The organism is Microbispora rosea (genome assembly GCF_900156315.1).
GTDB classification, from domain to species: domain Bacteria; phylum Actinomycetota; class Actinomycetes; order Streptosporangiales; family Streptosporangiaceae; genus Microbispora; species Microbispora rosea.
Genome location: NZ_FTNI01000060.1, coordinates 1 through 13,445, shown reverse-complemented (window position 1 = coordinate 13,445; position 13,445 = coordinate 1). Strand labels below are relative to the sequence as shown.

Below are 13,445 nucleotides of genomic sequence, written 5' to 3'. Positions count from 1 at the left end.
GTGGAGGAGTCGCTGATCAGGTGCGGCTTCCAGCCGAGGTATTCGGGGCCGATGGTCTTGGCCGGGTCGTCGGCGGCGACGAACTGGCTGGCCTGGCCGACGACGGCCCAGTACTCGCCGGCGGGGATCTCCTCGGGGGTGCGGGTGTCGGTGACGGTGACGGTGGGCAGGGTGCCGGTGAACTGGCGGGCGGCGGCGTCGGAGCCGTTCTCCTGCAGGGACACCCCGTTGTTGTCGGCCACGGTCATCGACAGCTGGCCGGGGGTGGTGGTGGGCTGGATGTTCACCGACACATCCACGCCACCGGTGGCGGGGTCGTCGTCGGCCAGCGCGGGACCGGCCAGGCCGGCCCCGGCGAGGGCCAGGCCGAGCACCGACGCGGCGAGTATCCGGGTGGTCATTCTCATGGGAATCGCTCCATCTATGGGGGGCGGGGCCGGCCTGCTGGTCGGCCGGCCGGCCCCGGGTTGTGCTACGGCGGTGTATGCGGCTCAGCCGCAGCTGGACGCGCCGTGGGCGGCGTCGTAGGACGAGGTGACCTGCTTGCCGCCGATCGTGGCGGTCGCCTTCACAGTGACCGTGCCGGCGTCGACCTGCCCGGCCCGGGTGTTGAAGGACTGGTAGGCCTGCTTGCCCGGAGCCACGTCGGCCACCGTCCTGGAGCCGAACGGGGTGGTCAGCGTGATCGTCGCCGGAACGTCGGAGTCGTTGACGGCGGTGACCGCAACGTACGCCGAGGTGCCGATGCAGCGGGAGGAGGCGGTGACGGCCAGCTTGACCTCCGGCGAGGACGCGGCCTCGAACGACCAGGAGTCGACCTCGAAGAGGTCCGCCCCGTCGGGACCGGCGTAGGTGAAGTACACGTCGTGCACGCCCGTGACGCCGTCGAGCTGGGCGCTCAGCTTCGTCCACTCGCCGAGCGGCGCGTCGACGGGAATGGTCGCCACCACGGGCGAGGTGCGGCCGTCGAGACGAACCTGGATCTTCCCGCCGGTCGCGAGCGGGCGCACCTTGGCGGTGACGCCGGTGGCCCCTTCCGTGCCGAAGTCGACCTTCGCGAGCGACGTCCAGTCGCCGTTGTCGATGTCGTGCACCACGAGGTTCGGAGCCTGCGCGCCGAACTCCTCCGACCCGCCGTCGACCTTCTTCGTCGCGATGCCCTGCTGCCAGGCGATCGTCTCGGCCTCGATCACCCGGTAGGGGTCGAGGTTGCGGATCTGCTCGACGCCCTTGTAGTCGCCCTTCACCTCCTTGATCGTGCCGTCGGCGTTGAAGTCGAGCTTGGCGAGGTGCGGGCTGCGGAAGCCCTGGGTGGCGCCGCCCGTGATGCGGCTGTTGAGGGTCTGGGCGTGGTAGGTGAAGTAGTACTGCCCGTTGAGCTGGAACACCGACTGGTGGTTGTTGCCGCCGGCGCCGAAGTAGGTGCCGGGGTTGCGGAAGATGATGCCCTTGTACGTTTCGGGGGTCCAGGGGCCCATCGGGCTGTCGGCCATGAGGTAGGCGATCGCCCCGGTCGGCGGGCCGTTGGGGTCGATCGCACCGCCGAAGCCGAAGTTCGACGAGTACGAGTAGTAGTACTTGCCGTCGCGCTTGAACAGGTGGCCGGCCTCGAACACGAGCGGCGCGTCGATGACCTCCGCCGAGCCCTCCGTGCTGATCATGTCGTCGCCGAGCTTGATCACGCGCGTGGACTTCGGGTGGTTGGTGTTCTCGGCGCTGCGCGTGCCGTCGTCGCCGCCACCGCCGAACACGAGGTAACCCTGGCCGTCGTCGTCGATGAACACGCCGGGGTCGAAGAGCCAGTTCTTGCCGTTGGAGGCCCCCGGAGTCGAACCCGTGATGAGCAGGCTGCCGCGCTCGTCGTGCCACGGGCCGACCGGCGAGTCGCCGACGATGACGCCGGAGCCGCCGCCGTTGTTGGCGAAGTAGAGGAAGAACTTCTCCTTGCCGTCGACGACCTTGCTCTCCATGGCGGGCGCCCACGAGTTGCTCGCGTAGCGGGCGACCCCGCTCGAGCCCGCGACCGGGATCTCGCCGTGGTCGACCCAGTTCATGAGGTCGTCGGACGAGATGACCGTGATCGTGTTGATGCTGGCGTAGGTGTTGGTCGAGGAGACCCCGGTGGGACCCGGCTTGTACTCCTGCGTGTCGTTGGTCATGTAGATGTACACGCGGCCGTCGTGGACGAACGCGTTGCCGTCCGCGCCGAACTTGTGCGAGATGAGCGGGTTGCCCTCGCCGGGGTTCTTGCCGAGCGCCTCGATGGTCGTCGACGGCACGAACTCGGAGACGGACACGTCGTCGACCTTGAAGTCCATGAGGTGCGTGTCCGGGGCGGACGCGGGGTCCGACGTCCAGGGCGTCTCGATGAAGAGCCGCGCGGTGGCGACGCTCTGCCCCGCGGGGATCGTGAACGTGCCCTGGATGAGCCCCCACTGCCCGCGCGCGACCGTCACCGTGCCGACGTTCGTGTAGGTGCCGCCGCCGTAGTGCATGGTGGCGAAGAACTGCTTGGTCGCCGGGCTGTTGGGGTTCTCGTACTTCACCCGCGCCGTGACCGCGTACGTCTTGCCGGCCTGCACCTTGCCGGACAGGTCCTGCATCGGGCCGGAGCCGGTCGTCTTGCGGTTGGTGACGAGCACGGCGCTCGACCCGCCGTAGGCGTCCGTCGTGGCCGACAGCGTCGCACCGTCGGTCGCGTTCCCGTTGTTGACGAACCAGCCGGAGAGGCCGTCCTCGAACCCGCCGTTCACGATGATGTTGGGTGCGGCGGCCTGGACCGGCCCCGCCGTCGCGGCTACCGCGGCGCCCAGCAGGGCGCCGGCCATCGCCATGGCGGCGACCCGTCGCCGGGTCGTCCTTCGAACACGCTTCAACACGAAATATCCTCCTTGGCCTCAGACTTTTCTGGGGACATGGACGCCCCGGAGCGGGTCGGCTCACTGCGATGGGGATGAGCGGCCGCACGCCCCGGCGAATCACGCAGATGCGCGCGACTCGTTCATGGGGGGGCGGGGCCGGCCGGCTGGCCGGCCCCGGGTTGTGCTCCGGCGGTGTCCTCGTCGTGGTGACCGTGGTCACCGCCGTGTACGCGGCTCAGCGGCAGCTGGCCGCGGTGTAGCCGGCGTCGTAGGACGAGGTGACCTGCTTGCCGCCGATCGTGGCGGTCGCCTTCACAGTGACCGTGCCGGCGTCGATCTGGGCGGCGCGGGTGTTGAAGGACTGGTAGGCCTGCTTGCCCGGAGCCACGTCGGCCACCGTCCTGGAGCCGAACGGGGTGGTCAGCGTGATCGTCGCCGGGACGTCACCGTTGTTCACGGCGGTCACGGCGACGTACGCCGAGGCGCCGATGCAGCGGGAGGAGGCGGTGACGGCCAGCTTCACCTCCGGCGAGGCGGCCTTGAGCGTGCCGAGCCGGGCCAGCTGGTAGCTGAGCGCCCGCTCCGGAGCGTCGATCTGGTTCTGGGTGCCGAACTCACCGGCCCGCGCCGTCTTCGCGTCGTCGAGCGCGGCCTGCATGCCGGCCCAGGCGTCCGCCGGGTAGTCGCCCTCGTCGAGCGTGCCCGCGTAGGCGATGGCCGCATCGAGGGCGCTCGTGTCGAGCGCCTTGTTCTGCGCGGTCAGCGTGTCGCTGAGCTTGTAGTAGTCGAAGTCGACGTGCCCGCCCTTCTCCTTCGTCGCGTAGTCGAACAGGCCGACCCGGTGTCCCATGAAGTGCGAGAGGCTGCCGTCGAGCGTCTGCGGGCCGACGCGGCTGCCCAGCTGGGTCCACTGCAGCCCGTCGAGGCTGTAGTAGAACGTCGTCCACAGCTGCCCGGCGGGCGAGCTGAAGTCGAGGTCCGCCTTCACATACACCTGGGTCGCGTCTCCCAGCGGCACCGTCGTGCCGGACACGAAGTTCTCGATCGCCGCCTGGTCGATGTCGACCGCGAACGGCTGTCCCCGGTTGACGACGCCCAGCGTGTTCTGGCCGTCGACGCGCTTGACCGCCACGTAGGAGAACCCGCGGTTGTAGGCGGCCAGGCCGGCGACGTCACCGTTCTTCATGCCGGAGATGTCCATCCTGGTCTCGACGGACTGCCGCGGCCCGAACGTGCGCTGCGACAGCGTGTTCCGCGCCTCCTCGAACCAGGTCAGCTCGTCCTTGCCGGAGAGCTTGCCGTAGACGTACTTGCCGGTGACCACCTTGCCGGTCGTCAGCCGCAGCCATCCGTCCCGGTCGGTGAGCGACCAGTAGCGGTTGTCGGGGGCGTGGTTCCACTCCCACACCGGGTCGAGCCGCGACCCGTTGGGGGCGATCTCCTCCTTTGAGGGGGCCTCGATCGTCACCGGCTGACCGACGACCGAGACGTCGTCGATCAGGTAGTCCACGCTCGACGACGCCGGCTGCGGATTGGCCCACGGGGTCTCGACCGCGAACTTGAAGTTGTCCACGTTCGCCGTCGAGGGGATGGTGTACTGGCCCGTCACGGTCGTCCACTGCCCGGCGGGAACGTTCCCGGACGCCATCGTCTGGACGCCCGCGCCCCAGTCGGCCACCAGGTTGAACCGGATGCTGCTCGGGCCCGAGGTGTACTTGATCTTCGCCGACACGGTGTAGGTCACACCGCGCTGCACCTTGCCGTTGAGGAACTGGTTCGGCCCGGAGCCGTTGAGCGTGCGGTTGCTCACCTTCAGCGCCGCCGAGCCCGCGGCCGGGTCGGTCGTGTCACGGCTGATCGTCGCGCCGTACTGCGTGCCCCACGGCGAGACCGCGTCGGACTCGAACCCGGGGTTCTGCAGGAGTTCGACGCCGATGAGCGAGTCGTCGTACGCGGGCGGGTCGGGGATCGTCCACTGCTCGTCCATGTACGGCCTGTGCGGCGCGTCGTTGGCGAAGTCGTCGGAGGCGACGATGCTCTTCTGCTGCTCGAACGTCTCCTCCTCGGGGCTGAGCTCGATCGGCTTGGCGAACGCGCCGCCCACCGGCACGACCCCGTTGGTGCCGAACGTCGGCCAGCCGTCCTGCCAGGTGGCGGGGATGAGCGCCGGGGTGCGCCCGATCGGGAAGTTGTCGCGGAAGAACATGCCGTACCACTCGGTGCCGCCGTCGCGGGAGATCGGCACGAGGCTGCCCTGGGCGAAGCCGTTGGAGTTGAGCACCCCGCGGGCCTCGTAGGTGTTCGTGCCGTCCGCCGACGTGTAGCGCCCGAGCAGGTCCTTCGAGCGGAACATGGCGACCTGGCGTCCCTGCCCGGACGGCCAGGTGATGATGACCACGTAGTAGTAGCCGTTGATGTGGAAGACCTGGGCGCCCTCGAACAGGCCGCCGATGAACGGCTTGCCGGCGTAGTCGTTCGCCGTGAAGATGTTCGGGAAGTCCTTGTCAATGCCTGACATGTCGGACTTGAGGCGCACGGCGCTCGTATTGCCCGAGCCGTAGAAGATGTAAGCCGTGCCGTCGTCGTCGAAGAACAGCGACGGGTCGTGCAGGCCGCGGCCGAGCGGTGTGCGCGTCCACTTCCCGTTCTCGACGTCGTCGGTGCTGTAGAGGTACGCCCCGCCGAGGTTGTTGGTGTTGAAGACGACGTAGAACTTGCCGTCGTGGTAGCGCAGCGACGACGCCCACTGGCCCTGGCCGTACGAGTTCTGCCCGTTGCGCAGGGAGAACGCGTCGCCGATGTCCGCTCGGTCGAACACGTAGTTGACGATCTCCCAGTTCACCAGGTCGTACGACTTCATGATCGGCGCGCCCGGGCTCAGGTGCATCGTCGTGCTGATCATGTAGTAGACGTCCCGGTGCTCCTTGCTCTCCGCGGCCGGAACGCGTTCAACGCTGATGTCGGGCACGTCGGCGTTGGTGATGGGCACGGTGTAGGTGCCGTCGCCCTTGTCGGTCGAGGTGTACGACGGCTTCGGCGACCACCCGGCGGAGGCGTTCGCCGCACCACCGTGGGACACGAGACCGCCGCACACGAGCGCGGCGGCCGTCGCGAGCGAGATCCTCCGGATCCGTCGGGGGACCGCCGAGGATCGGCGATTTTCGGGCACGCGAAACTCCTCTGATGAGCGATGTCAGGCAGTGCCTGACATTGGGGGGTGTGGGTTCGGAGTGAGCGGTCGGCTGGAGGGCGGGCGAACGGCCGGCCCGCGGAGGAGGGCTCGTCCCGGGCCCGGCCGGCATGGCGGTCCCGGCTGGGAGGAACGGAGCGCGCGGGCTCGCGGTGAAGGCGGGGGTCCTACCGGTTGTGCCGGGTGCGGAGTGGGGTGGTCACCTCGGGCCCATGGGTGGGGCGGCCGTGAGGTGAACGCTCGTGAGGGGGCCGTGTTCGTATGGGCGGGTCGGCGCGAAACCCTCCCGGGGAGGGGCGGGGTGAGCCGCGGCGGGGGGACCGCTTCTCATCAGGAGGGCTCCTCGGCTGTTAGCGCTAACATTTGGGATTGCAGGTAAATGACGGCGATGTTTCGTGAACGTAGGTCGGGAGGGCGCGCACTGTCAAGAGTGGGAGACGTCCACCGAGGTCGGTAACGTACTGTCCGTAAGTCGGGAAGCTGCCGTATCGGCACGTCAAGGAGCGCTCCAAGAAGGCGGATAACGGATTCGTCTACCGACATCCCCTTCATGCCGCTTTCTAGCGTTTGGTGACAAATTGGTGACGCGTCTTCCCCGTCGCGATCAAGGCCGTACCATCCTTGATGTACGACGAGGGGAGTGTTGTGGACGAGCGTAAGGCGCCCGCGGGCGTCGACCCGTTTACGCCGAGCGTCGCCCGGATGTATGACTACTACCTGGGTGGCAAGGACAATTTCGCGGCGGACCGCGAGGCCGCCGAGAAGATCATCGAGATCCTGCCCAACCTTCCCGACATCGCCAGGGAGAACCGCGAGTTCCTGGTCCGTGCCGTCACGTACCTCACGCGGCAGGGCATCCGCCAGTTCCTCGACATCGGCGCCGGGCTTCCGACGCAGCGCAACGTCCACCAGGTCGCCCAGGAACTGGCTCCGGAGTCGCGGATCGTCTACGTCGACAACGACCCCATCGTCCTCGTCCACGCGCGGGCCATCCTGGCCGAGAACGAGCGGGTGCGCGCGATCGAGGCGGACATGCGCGACCCCGAGGCGCTGCTGGGGCATCCGGAGGTCCGGGAGCACATCGACTTCTCCCAGCCGCTCGCCGTCCTGCTGCTCGGCGTGCTGCACTTCGTCCCGGACGACGACGAGGCCATGAAGATCGTCGCGGCGCTCCGGAATCCGCTCGTGCCGGGCGGCTACCTCGTCGTGTCGCACGGCTCCCTCGGCGACCTGAGCGAGGACCAGGAGGAGGAGGGCCGGAAGGTCTTCAGCCGGACCTCCGTCCCCGGCACCACCTCCCGGTCGTACGACCAGGTCCTCGCGTTCTTCGACGGGCTCGACCTGGTCGAGCCGGGAGTGGTGCCGCTGCACGAGTGGCGGCCCGACACCGACTACCCCTACGTACGGGAGGGCAAGGCCGGCGCGCTCGGCGGTGTGGGCCGCGTCCGCTGACGCCTGAGCGGGACACCCGGCTCACGGGAGAGCGGGCAGGCGGCCCGGCCACGGTCCGCGCGTCCCCCCGTGATCACGGCCGCTCCGCCATGAGCGCGCTGATCCGGCCGGCGAGGCCGGGTACGTCGGCGTCCGGCGCCGGATTCAGCTGCCAGGCGGCGAGCTGCAGGGACGCCTCGACCACCGCCTTCGCCCGTTCATGACGGCGGTCCATGTACGCGTCGAACAGCGACTGGTCGAGCCGGTCGGCGGCGAGCAGCAGCTCGGCCAGGACGGCGGCGTCCTCCAGGCACTGGGCCGCGCCCTGGGCGAGGGTCGGCGGGCAGGCGTGCGCGGCGTCGCCGGCGAGCACCACACGGCCCCGGTTCCACGGCCGGTCCACCAGGAGCGACTCGAACCACGTGTAGTTGATGCGGTCGGGGTCGGTGATGTCCTCGCGGATCTCGTCCCAGGCGCCGCCGTATCCCTCGGCGAGGGCTCGCATGTGCGCGACCTTGTCCCCGATCGTCTCCCGGGGCCTGGCCTTGTCCACCAGGTAGGCGTACATGGTGTCCGGGCCGGTGGGGCAGTATCCGGCGATGAAACAGGGGCCGCCGTAGACGAGGTCGGTGCGCTCGACCCCGGCGGGGCGGCGGGTGTGCACGCGCCAGATGCCCATGCCGGTCGGCCGCGGGGCGACGTCGATCCCGATCAGGGCACGCACCGCCGAGCGGATGCCGTCGGCGCCCACCACCAGGTCGTAGGCGCCGCTGGTGCCGTCGGACAGCCGCACCTCCACCCGGTCGCCGGTGTCGGTCAGCGCCTCGGCGGTCACCCCGAACCTGGTCCGCGCCCCGGCCTCGCGCACGGCGTCGGCGAGGATGGCGGCCAGTTCGGGGCGGTTCATACCGAGGGTGGCCGGCAGGCTGGGGCCGCCGATCCGGGCGTCGGGGATCTCCATGAGCAGCGTGCCGTCCGGGGCGCGCAGCCCCAGCGAGTCGAACGGGAAGCCCGCGGCGGCGACCCGGTCCCACAGCCCGAGGTCGCGCAGCACCCGCAGCGCGTTGCCCTGCAGGGTGATGCCCGAGCCGAGTGCGCTGGTCCCCGGCTGGATCTCCGCGATGTCGACGGTGACACCGGCGCGGGCGAGCGGGATCGCCAGAGCCGACCCGGTGGTGCCGCCGCCGCCGACGAGGACGTTGCCTACCGCTGGCATGACGGTCTCACTTCATGACGAGGGAAATGACAGGAGAGCAGACCACGCCCTTGATCGTAAACGGAGCGGCGGCGATTGATCCTGGCGGTCCCGGTACGCACACGAAGGGAGAAGCGGCGAGAGGCCGGGCCTCAACCTCGGGGTCGAGCCCGGCGGCGGAGGCGGCGCGGTGGCACGGGGCCACAGGTCAGGGGGGCCTACAGGTCACCGCTCCGGCCAGAACGGGTCCCTGCCGATGAAACCCAGCAGTCTGGTCTGGGCGTCCGCATCGCCGGGCACCTCGATCCGGGCGCCGAACTGGCCGGAGTCGCGGATGACCTGCTCCATCTGCTCCATCTCGGCGAGGAGCCGAGCGCAGAAGCCGGCGTCCAGCCGGTCGTCCTGGCCGGTGGCCCTGGCCAGGTCCCACGTGTGCATGAACACGTCGGCGGTGTAGAACCGGTCGATCGCGGTCGCCAGCGGCAGGCTGCCGACGTGGGGGTTGGCGAGTTCCCGGTGCGCCGTCTCCGGATCGTCCAGCACCGCCTGCACGCCGTCACAGTGGACCTGCCACGCGGCGACCGGGTTCTCGTCCACCGGCGGTCCGCAGGGCAGCGCGACACCGGCGCCGGCGGCGAGAAACCCGGGGAACCAGTCGGTCAGGTGGCGGACGACATCACGGGCGGCCCAGCCGGCGACGGGGGAGGGCGCGTCCCAGGACCGGGTGCCGCGGACCCGTTCGGTGAACAGTCCCGCGACCTGCCGGTGCCGCTCGGCCGGGCGGTCAGACAGCGCCATCGCTGAGCACTCTCTCCAGCTTGGCGTAGCCGTCCTCGACCCCTACCTCCATACCGCTTCGCAACCACGCGTCGCGGCTTTCGAAGCTGTCGACCAGCGACTGCGCCCGCAGCCGCGTACGGCCGTCGCCCAGGTCCTCGAACCACAGCGTCTCCAGTGCGACTCCGTCGGGATCGCCCTCGAACGTGAAGGTCTGCACGATACGGTCCGGCCGTACCTCGTGGAAGCAGCCGTGAAACCCGTACTCCGTGCCGTCGTGCACCGAGACGTAGCGCCAGCTGCCGCCGGTGCGCGCCTCCCAGTGCTCGATGCGGGTGACTGTGGTGTCGGGACCCACCCATCGGGCGAACAGCGCGGGATCGGTGTGGGCGCGGAACAGTTGCTCGGGCGTCGCCTCGAAGTCACGCGTCATCCGGATGACCGGCAGCGTCGTGTCGGCCTCGATGGCCGTTTTTGTGATCCTGTCCATGCTCGTCTCTCCTCATCTCGGCGATGACGGCGTCGAGGCGGCGGTAGCGCTGCTCGGCGCGGTCCCGGTGGAGCTCGATCCAGGTGTCCATCAGGTCGAAGGCGTGGACCTCCAGGCGCACCGACCGGGGCTGTGGCCCTCGCGGCCGGCTGACGAGCCCGGCGTCCTCAAGCACCCGCAAGTGCTTGTAGACGGCCTGGAGCGTCATCCGGTAGGGCTCGGCCAGCTGGCCCACGGTCGCGTCGCCCTCCGAGAGCCGGGCGATCATGTCGCGCCGGGTCGGATCGGCGAGGGCGGCGAAGATCCGAGACAACGAGTCCATGGTTACCGCCTCCCTTGTTTTCAACCCAACGGTTGAAAGGATCGTAGACCGTGGACCGCCGTATGACAACCATGTGGTTGAAAGCGCTGCTCCTGTGCCCTTTACGTCAGTCCGCCGGCCCGGTGCCGCCGGGGGCCTCACGGCGTCGAGCCGCTCGTCTTTCCCGGCGGCCATCAGGGCCTGGCGCTCGACCCGCCGCCTGCGCCGATATCATCCACGCGGCCCTCGCCCGGCCGCGCTGACCAGGGCGGGCGTGAGCACCGACACCGAGGCGGACGAGGTCTTCGTCGTGCTCCGCGGCAGCGCGACGATCGAGGTCGAGAACGGCCCGGTGCTCGACGTCGGCCCGGGCGACGTCGTGCTGATGCCCGGTGGCGCGCGCACGGTGTGGACGGTGCACGAGACGCTCCGCAAGGTGTACGCCGTGCGCCCCTGATCGCCTCGCGGTGCCGCGGCGAACGGATCGACGTTCCACCGGCGAACGGAGGGCGGCGCGCCGTCAGCCTCGGAGTGGGAAGGGGACGTGGACGCGGCCCTCGGTCCGCATGAGCTCGAACGTCCTGCGGATCGACGCGGCGTCGTTGAGGTGCGGGAACGGGACGCCGGGGGGAGCGGCGACCCCGAGGAAGGCGCACAGCGGTCCCCATCCCTCGCGCACGTCGAAGACCAGAAGCCGTTCGGGGGGAAGGGCGGCCGGCACCGCGGCGACATGCCGGTGGTAGGCCGCGACGGCCCGCTCCTCGTCCGGACTGTGACCGGGCCGCCAGTCCTCGCCGAACACCGACCCGCTGATCCGCTCGAAGAGCGGCCGGAGGCTGGTCATGGCGGCGACGACGGGCCGGATGCCCTCGGGCACCTCGTCCTCCCGCAGCGGCTCGCGCGGGCTCAGCGAGCCCAGCATGCGGAAGCTGGCGTACCAGCTGTCCGGGTCGCGGACGGTGAGGACGACCTTGGCGTCCGGATAGGCCTGTGCCAGCTCCCGCCAGAAGAAGCTGGCGGGCCAGTCCACGCAGGACCGGAAGCCCTCGAAGACCCTCTCCCAGTCGGCCGCCCCGTCCGAGCAGACGGGCAGCCATCGTTCGGCGAGCTCCGGGCGGAGCAGGACCTCGAAGGTGTGGTAGCAGGGCCCGAAGCCGAGCAGCTCCAGGGCCGCCTTCGTCGACGTCGTTCCGGTGCGCGGAAGTCCCGCGCCGATGACCTCCAGCATGTCCAGGCTCCCGTCGTCGCCCCCGCCGGCTGACGCGGTAGACCATGCCCGCCCGCCGGGTGTTCTCACGGCGCGCTCGCATCCCCGCGGCGTACCTCCTGCGTGGATCTGACAATATTTCGGCGTCTCTATGAAACTTTCCAATGTCCGCGACCGCTGAACGGCGGGGCACGCCTCTGACGTCCTTCTCTTCTCGGCCGCGAAGCTCCCGGTGATCAGTGGCTTGAGTCGCCAGAAAGTTTTAGGCACGCTTCGGAAACATTCACGTCGCCGGTCCGGTGAGGGTGTGGCATCCGCAGCCTGCGAGCAGTACGGGAGCCCGGCCCCCGGGCGCCATGGCCACGCCCCCGGCCGGCGCAACCGGAGGAAGGACAGCTCACGTGAGACGACGCATCGTGGCCTTGCTGGCCGCCGTGCTGATGCCCGTGGTCGCGGCGACCACGTTGCTGGTCACCCAACCGGCCGCCGCGGCCTCGCTGACACGGGTGACCAGCTTCGGCAACAACCCGAGCAACCTGAACATGTACATCTACGTGCCGGACCGGGTGGCGGCCCGGCCCGCGCTGCTGGTCGCCGTCCACTACTGCACGGGCACCGCGTCGGCGCTGTTCGGCGGATACTTCCGCGACTACGTGACCGCGGCCGACCAGTACGGGTTCATCATCGTGTTCCCCGAGGCCACGCGCAGCGGGCAGTGCTTCGACGTGTACTCGCCCCAGGCGCTGCGGCGGGGCGGTGGCAGCGACCCGGTCGGCATCATGTCGATGGTCGACTACGCCAAGTCGCGCTACAACGTGGACCCCGGCCGCGTCTACGTCAGCGGCGTCTCCTCCGGCGCGATGATGACCAACGTGCTGGCGGCCGAGTATCCGGACGTCTTCGCGGCGGGTTCGGCATTCATGGGCGTCCCGGCGGGCTGTTTCGCCACGACCGACGGCTCCACCTGGAACAGCCAGTGCTCCGGCGGGCAGAGCATCAAGTCCGCCCAGCAGTGGGGTGACCTGGCCCGTTCGATGTACTCCGGCTACGGCGGCTCCTATCCGCGCATGCAGCTGTGGCACGGCACCAACGACACCACGCTCGCCTACCCGAACTTCGGCGAAGAGATCAAGCAGTGGACCAACCTCAACGGCGTCAGCCAGACGCCCGTGTCCACCGACAGCCCCTCGTCGGGGTGGACCCGCACCCGGTATGGCAACAACAGCACGCAGCCGCCGGTCGAGGGCGTCAGCGTCTCCGGCCAGGGACACTCGCTGCCCCTCAACGGCATGATCGCCTACGCGATCAACTTCCTGGGCCTCAACAGCACCACGCAGAGCTCTCCGTCGCCCTCTCCGTCGCCGTCGCCCACGCCGTCTCCCACTCCGCCGAACAGCCCGTCGCCGAGCCCGTCGCCGAGCCCGTCGTCCGGCCCCACCGGGGGCCCGCCGGCGACCACCCTCGGCGCGGCCGCGGCCCGCAGCGGCCGTTACTTCGGCACCGCGATCAGCGCGAGCAAGCTGGGTGACTCGAACTACACGACGATCGCGAATCGTGAGTTCAACATGATCACGGCCGAGAACGAGATGAAGATCGACGCGACCGAGCCGAACCAGGGTCAGTTCAACTTCACCAACGCCGACCGGATCTACAACTGGGCGACGCAGAACGGCAAGCAGGTGCGCGGGCACACGCTGGCCTGGTACTCCCAGCAGCCGGGCTGGATGCAGTCCCTGTCGGGCAGCGCGCTGCGCCAGGCGATGATCAACCACATCAACGGGGTGATGGCCCACTACAAGGGCAAGATCCCGTACTGGGACGTGGTCAACGAGGCCTTCGACGACAGCACCGGCGGGCGGCGCGACTCCAACCTGCAGCGCACCGGCAACGACTGGATCGAGGTCGCCTTCCGCACCGCGCGGGCCGCCGATCCGGCGGCCAAGCTGTGCTACAACGACTACAACATCGACAACTGGACCTGGGCCAAGACGCA

12 protein-coding genes are annotated in these 13,445 nt (G+C 69.6%); 4 read left to right on the top strand and 8 right to left on the bottom strand.

The window, feature by feature from the left end:
* Both BXA11_RS40670 and BXA11_RS40665 read right to left on the bottom strand, forming a co-directional pair.
* Positions 1-407: hypothetical protein (locus BXA11_RS40670; RefSeq protein WP_208865602.1), on the bottom strand; the 407-nt coding region annotated here is incomplete at its 3' end.
* Positions 408-491: 84 nt separating this feature from the next.
* Positions 492-2,879 carry a family 43 glycosylhydrolase gene (locus BXA11_RS40665; protein WP_076443282.1) on the bottom strand — a complete coding sequence of 796 codons (2,388 nt, stop codon included), beginning with the start codon at positions 2,877-2,879 and terminating at the stop codon, positions 492-494.
* Between the two features lie 107 nt (positions 2,880-2,986).
* Between BXA11_RS40665 and BXA11_RS45585 the strand changes: the two genes are divergently transcribed.
* Positions 2,987-3,121, top strand: a complete 135-nt coding sequence (locus tag BXA11_RS45585; RefSeq protein ID WP_275409803.1) for a hypothetical protein — start codon at positions 2,987-2,989, stop codon at positions 3,119-3,121.
* Here BXA11_RS45585 and BXA11_RS40660 read toward each other — a convergent pair.
* On the bottom strand, positions 3,097-6,030 hold the full coding sequence (locus tag BXA11_RS40660; RefSeq protein WP_083744954.1) for a family 43 glycosylhydrolase: 2,934 nt from the start codon (positions 6,028-6,030) through the stop codon (positions 3,097-3,099). The two genes, BXA11_RS45585 and BXA11_RS40660, sit on opposite strands and share 25 nt — an antisense overlap.
* Before the next feature lie 645 nt (positions 6,031-6,675).
* Between BXA11_RS40660 and BXA11_RS40655 the strand changes: the two genes are divergently transcribed.
* Positions 6,676-7,503 (top strand): SAM-dependent methyltransferase, encoded by an 828-nt coding sequence (locus BXA11_RS40655; RefSeq protein WP_076443281.1) that lies wholly within the window; start codon positions 6,676-6,678, stop codon positions 7,501-7,503.
* Positions 7,504-7,576: 73 nt separating this feature from the next.
* Here the strand turns inward: BXA11_RS40655 and BXA11_RS40650 are convergent, their stop codons facing one another.
* The 4 genes from BXA11_RS40650 to BXA11_RS40635 all read right to left on the bottom strand — a co-directional run bounded on the left by BXA11_RS40650 (position 7,577) and on the right by BXA11_RS40635 (position 10,266).
* Positions 7,577-8,698: an FAD-dependent monooxygenase gene (locus BXA11_RS40650; protein ID WP_076443280.1), complete on the bottom strand. Its 1,122-nt coding sequence runs from the start codon at positions 8,696-8,698 to the stop codon at positions 7,577-7,579.
* Positions 8,699-8,902: 204 nt separating this feature from the next.
* Positions 8,903-9,475, bottom strand: a complete 573-nt coding sequence (locus BXA11_RS40645) for a TIGR03086 family metal-binding protein (protein WP_076443279.1) — start codon at positions 9,473-9,475, stop codon at positions 8,903-8,905.
* Positions 9,462-9,944 (bottom strand): SRPBCC family protein, encoded by a 483-nt coding sequence (locus BXA11_RS40640; RefSeq protein WP_076443278.1) that lies wholly within the window; start codon positions 9,942-9,944, stop codon positions 9,462-9,464. Before BXA11_RS40640 ends, BXA11_RS40645 begins: the two co-directional genes overlap by 14 nt.
* Positions 9,877-10,266 carry an ArsR/SmtB family transcription factor gene (locus tag BXA11_RS40635; RefSeq protein WP_076443277.1) on the bottom strand — a complete coding sequence of 130 codons (390 nt, stop codon included), beginning with the start codon at positions 10,264-10,266 and terminating at the stop codon, positions 9,877-9,879. Before BXA11_RS40635 ends, BXA11_RS40640 begins: the two co-directional genes overlap by 68 nt.
* 253 nt (positions 10,267-10,519) lie before the next feature.
* On the opposite strand from BXA11_RS40635, the gene BXA11_RS45185 reads away from it, so the two are divergent.
* Positions 10,520-10,702, top strand: coding sequence for a cupin domain-containing protein (locus BXA11_RS45185; RefSeq protein WP_231514213.1), 183 nt, complete (start codon positions 10,520-10,522; stop codon positions 10,700-10,702).
* A 63-nt stretch (positions 10,703-10,765) separates the two neighbouring features.
* Here BXA11_RS45185 and BXA11_RS40625 read toward each other — a convergent pair whose 3' ends face one another.
* On the bottom strand, positions 10,766-11,473 hold the full coding sequence (locus BXA11_RS40625) for a sulfotransferase family protein (protein ID WP_030512546.1): 708 nt from the start codon (positions 11,471-11,473) through the stop codon (positions 10,766-10,768).
* A 380-nt stretch (positions 11,474-11,853) separates the two neighbouring features.
* On the opposite strand from BXA11_RS40625, the gene BXA11_RS40620 reads away from it, so the two are divergent.
* On the top strand, positions 11,854-13,445 hold a 1,592-nt coding region (locus BXA11_RS40620), incomplete at its 3' end, for an extracellular catalytic domain type 1 short-chain-length polyhydroxyalkanoate depolymerase (protein WP_076443283.1).